This is a genomic window from Larkinella soli (assembly GCF_003703975.1).
Taxonomy (GTDB): domain Bacteria; phylum Bacteroidota; class Bacteroidia; order Cytophagales; family Spirosomataceae; genus Larkinella; species Larkinella soli.
The window spans coordinates 1-1,425 of the sequence record NZ_QTJY01000050.1; the positions used below are offsets into that span (position 1 = coordinate 1).

The 1,425-nt window shown below is 61.0% G+C and carries 2 protein-coding genes; both read right to left on the reverse strand.

What is annotated here, in order from left to right; all coding sequences use genetic code 11:
- Positions 1-1,125: DUF4331 domain-containing protein (locus DX909_RS29275; RefSeq protein ID WP_164851461.1), on the reverse strand; the 1,125-nt coding region annotated here is incomplete at its 3' end.
- Positions 1,126-1,150: 25 nt separating this feature from the next.
- Positions 1,151-1,425, reverse strand: a 275-nt coding sequence (locus DX909_RS29280) for a DUF4331 family protein (protein WP_128548868.1), incomplete at its 5' end; no start/stop codon positions are given.

Consider the following 1,425-nt stretch of genomic DNA (forward strand, 5'->3'; position numbering starts at 1 on the left):
GCCGGCCACGGCGGCCGTGCCTTTCAGCCCGAACAGGCCCGGCTTGCCGTTGCGGAAGTCGAAAGCCCCCAGCGAGTTCTTCTGAATCCGGAGGTCGGCCAGACCCGGCACGGCTGTGCCGAACTGGGAGTCGTCCATGTACAGAGCCAGCTCAGGGTTGCTGAAGTAAGAAGCAAACATCAGGTCCTGGTTGTTGTAGGGACTGCGGGCGTTCCACTTGTCTTTGAGGCCGATGGGAATGACGGCTTCGTTGGTCAGGGGCATGCCCAGCCGCGAGACCTGCACCCAGCCGCCGTCATAGCCCACATCCCCCCCGTTGTTGATGGTCTTGATCTGCCGCCGGGAGGCCGACGCCCACACGCCGATGACGTAGTCCGGGTCCAGGATATTCGTGGCCTGAGATACCGTCTTATGCGCCTTCTGGAGCACTGAGACCGGCACTTCCAGCGCGATGGTATGGCAGTTGAACCGGGCCAGACCGTCGGGCCCGTTCTTCCGGAAACCGCCCACGTCGAAGGCGCCCCCGAGGTCGACGAAGAAAGGATCATCCACCGGGCCGCAGAACACCTTCTCCCCCGTCATGGCATTGACGATGGCCTGTTTGGCCAGGGTGTTGTAGTCGGCCGCACCCAGCCCCACGGTACTGTTTTCGATGGAGCGGGGGCCGATGTTGGCCGGCGGCACCACCCCGTTGCTGACGATGGTCGTAAACGTCACTCCGCCGTCGGTGCTTCTCTGGCAGGTATAGGTGGTTTTCAGGTTTTGTTTCCCGAGCCGGATGTTGAAGAAGGTGGTCGGGTCCTGATTCGTCGTGGTAAACGTAAACCGGTAGGTGACGTCGTCGCCGGGTGTCGCCGTATTGTTGTCGACGTGAATCTCATAGCGGATGTTATCTCCGAACGTATACCAGTTCGGCCCCCCGGCCGGGTCTTCAAAGGGGATGTAGTTGGCGATCAGCACGATCTTTTCCGGATCGGTCGGGCTTTTGAAGGCGTAGACGTCGGTGTTGTCGGCCAGCGGGTCGCTGGAAATCAGCGGGGCCTCCCGGTGGCTGGACGCGGAAACCCGGCCAATGAACAGCGACAGCAGAAGGGCCGTCAGCAGGAAGGATAGTCTGTTTTTCATGGTCATGTCCGAAAAGGTGGATGGGTCAGAACCGGGATTTTTTGGTGTAGTCGAACCCGCGCCACGGTGCCTGAACATACGGGAAGGCCGGTTTCAGCGTCGTGTCGTTTTTGGTAACGCCCGCACTGAAACTCAGCACATTGACCAGATTGGGAGTGACGGGACTGCCGCCGGGCTGGAAGTCGTCGTACCACAACCCGATGGCCGCCAGCACCACCCCGCCCACCGCCTGCAGCTCGATGGTCGTTACGTCATCTTCCAGCCGACGACCGTTGGGAAACCCGTCCATGTTGGGAATGA